This is a genomic window from Mesorhizobium sp. M7A.F.Ca.MR.362.00.0.0, from assembly GCF_004023175.1.
Taxonomy (GTDB): domain Bacteria; phylum Pseudomonadota; class Alphaproteobacteria; order Rhizobiales; family Rhizobiaceae; genus Mesorhizobium.
Window position 1 is genome coordinate 1 of the sequence record NZ_RZTF01000576.1, and the last position, 2,862, is coordinate 2,862.

At 62.1% G+C, this 2,862-nt stretch carries 3 protein-coding genes and 1 pseudogene; all 4 read left to right on the forward strand.

Going from position 1 to position 2,862, the window contains the following annotated elements:
• A partial coding sequence (locus EOC06_RS35370) for an ABC transporter permease (RefSeq protein WP_206631327.1) occupies positions 1–318 on the forward strand: 318 nt, incomplete at its 5' end.
• Position 319: 1 nt separating this feature from the next.
• On the forward strand, positions 320–1,141 hold the full coding sequence (locus EOC06_RS35375; RefSeq protein WP_128309985.1) for an ABC transporter ATP-binding protein: 822 nt from the start codon (positions 320–322) through the stop codon (positions 1,139–1,141).
• A gap of 14 nt (positions 1,142–1,155) precedes the next feature.
• Complete coding sequence (locus EOC06_RS35380; protein ID WP_128309986.1) at positions 1,156–2,529, forward strand: MlaD family protein; 1,374 nt, start codon at positions 1,156–1,158, stop codon at positions 2,527–2,529.
• Positions 2,510–2,862: pseudogene (locus EOC06_RS35385) on the forward strand (ABC-type transport auxiliary lipoprotein family protein); the annotation flags it as partial. The gene EOC06_RS35380 and the pseudogene EOC06_RS35385, both read left to right, overlap by 20 nt.

Consider the following 2,862-nt stretch of genomic DNA (forward strand, 5'->3'; position numbering starts at 1 on the left):
TGCCTGACCATCATCGCCAATTTCGCCGCACTCGGCGGCGGCATACTGGCTGCCTGGCTCTATTCCGACATCCCGCCCGCCGCCTTCATCGACCGGTTGCGCGTCGCCATCGATCTCAGCACCATCTTTGCCGGCCTGATTAAGGCGCCGTTCATGGCCATGATCATCGGCACGATTGCCTCGGTCGAAGGCATGAAGGTCGGCGGCAGCGCCGAATCGCTCGGCCAGCATGTTACCGCTTCGGTTGTGAAGTCGATCTTCGTCGTCATCATCCTCGACGGACTTTTCGCCATGTTCTACGCAGCGATCGAGTTCTGAGATGAAGCTGCGAAACAGGAAAAGGGCAGGCGCATTGGCTGATGACGCGGGCGAGGGCGACATCGTGCTTTCCGCGCACGACATCAGTGTTTCCTTTGCCGACAAGCTTATCCTCGACAGACTGTCGCTCGACATAAGGCGCGGCGAAATCCTTGGATTTGTCGGCGCCTCGGGTGCGGGTAAATCCGTTCTGCTGCGCACCATTCTCGGCCTGACGCGCAAGCAGTCGGGTAGGATCAAGCTGTTCGGCGTCGATATCGAGAAAGCTGATGATGCCGAGCGTCTGCGCATCGACATGCGGCTTGGCGTGCTGTTCCAGCACGGCGCGTTGTTCTCGGCGCTGACAGTGCTGGAAAACGTCCAGGTGCCGATGCGCGAATATCTCGACCTGCCGCGAAAGCTGATGGACGAACTGGCGATGCTCAAGATCGAGCTGGTCGGGCTGCCGCCCGATGCAGCGCAGAAATTCCCGTCCGAACTGTCCGGCGGCATGATCAAGCGCGCTGCGCTGGCCCGGGCGCTCGCGCTCGATCCCGACATCGTCTTCCTCGACGAGCCGACATCGGGCCTCGATCCGATCAGCGCGGCGGAGTTCGACGAGCTGGTGGTCAAGCTGCGCGATACGATGGATCTGACCGTCTACATGGTGACGCACGATCTCGACACGCTGTTCACCGCTTGCGACCGGGTGGCCGTGCTCGGCAAGAAGAAAGTGCTGGTCGAAGGCACCATCGACGACATGCTGAAGAGCGAGGAACCGTGGGTAAAGTCCTATTTCCGCGGAAAACGCGCCCGGCAACTTGATCTTGCGGCGCGCGCATAGCCATAAGTGGGACAATGGAAACTAGAGCCAACTACGTCATTGTCGGCATCTTCACGCTGGCTGCGATCCTGGCGGCGTTTGCCTTCGTCTATTGGACGGCGGCCATCGGCGACAAGGGCGAGACGACGTTGCTGCGCGTGCGCATTCCGGGCTCTGCGTCCGGGCTTGGCCGCGGCAGTTTCGTGCTGTTCAACGGCGTCAAGGTCGGCGACGTCAAGCGCGTCTATATCGACGTCGACAATCCGACGGTTGCCATCGCCGATACCGAGATCGACCGCATGACGCCGATCACCAAATCGACGCAAGCCGATATCGGGCTTGCCGGCCTGACCGGGCAGGCCAACATCGAGCTCAAGGGCGCCGACCCCAAGGAAGTGAAACTCCTCGACCAGGCGGAAAAGGAAGGCAAGGTCGCCGAGATCGTCGCCAACCCGTCGGCGGTGACCAACCTCTTGCAGACGGCGCAGAATATCTTCACCCGCGCCGACAAGGTGCTGACCGAGCTCGAAGGCTTCACCAGGGACGTTCGCGGGCCGCTGACGCAGACCGTCCAGAATGTTCAGACCTTCTCCGATGCGCTGGCCAAGAATTCGGATGGCATCGACAAATTCCTGTCCGCCGCCAGCACGCTGGCGGATGAGCTTAAAGGCGTTTCCGGCAAACTCGATGGCACGCTGAAGGCGGCCGAAGGCCTTCTCAACGCCGTCGACAAGGACAAGATCAAGAGCATCGTCGCCAATGTCGACGCGGTCACCGGTAACCTCAAGGAGACGTCGAAACAGCTCGACGGCGTGATCAAGAACGTCGATACGGCCGTGGGGTCGGTCAACGAGTTTACCAAACGGACGCAAGGCACGCTGGCCAAGGTTGACAACGTGCTCGACGGTATCGATCCCGCACAAGTGCGCTCGGCGCTCGCCAACATCCAAAAGGCCAGCGAGAGCGCCGACAAGGCCGCCGCCGACATCGCGGAGGTGACCCACAAGTTCGCCAACCGGGCCGACGACATCGACCAGACGATCAAGGACGCAAAGCAGCTCGCGCAAAGGCTCAACGATGCCTCGGTGCGGGTCGATGGCATTCTTGCCAAGGTCGATACCTTGCTCGGGTCGGGGCAGGCCGATGGCGTGATGGCGGATGCCAGGGCGACGCTGAAGTCGTTCAAGCAGGTTGCCGACACGCTGAATGCCCGCCTTGGCGTCATCACCGACAATCTGGCGCGCTTCTCGGGACAGGGACTTTCGAATGTCGAGGCTTTGGTGCAGGACAGCCGCCGTTCGATCAGCCGCATCGAAGAGGCGGTGACCGATCTCAGCCGCAATCCGCAGCGCATCCTTTCGGGTGGCGACGGCGAGGTTCGGCAATTCGATGGCAGGGCGCGGCGTTGACTTCGGCGACGGCGCGCCCCAGAAACATGAGCCGCGAAAGCGGGTCGATCTTACGATCCGGGGACAACGGGGATCGCGCGTGAAGTCTATGTGGGTGAAAACGGGCGGGTTGACATCGGCTGCGGCACTGCTTGCCCTGACGCTGGCCGGCTGCGCGGCGTTGGGCGGCAAGCCTGCGCCGCTCGATACGTTCGAGCTGTCGGCGCCGTCGGTCGACGCGCATGGCCATAGCCGCCGCCAGATCCTGATCGCGCAGCCGTCGGCGCTCAAGGCGCTGGACAGCCAGAATATCGTCATCAAGCCGTCGGATCGGTCGATCCAGTATCTCAAGGG

What these genes read in the sequence shown, in the direction of transcription:
- EOC06_RS35375 (WP_128309985.1), top strand. Translation starts at nt 320, where the DNA reads ATGAAGCTGCGAAACAGGAAAAGGGCAGGCGCATTGGCTGATGACGCG.
- EOC06_RS35380 (WP_128309986.1), top strand. Translation starts at nt 1,156, where the DNA reads ATGGAAACTAGAGCCAACTACGTCATTGTCGGCATCTTCACGCTGGCT.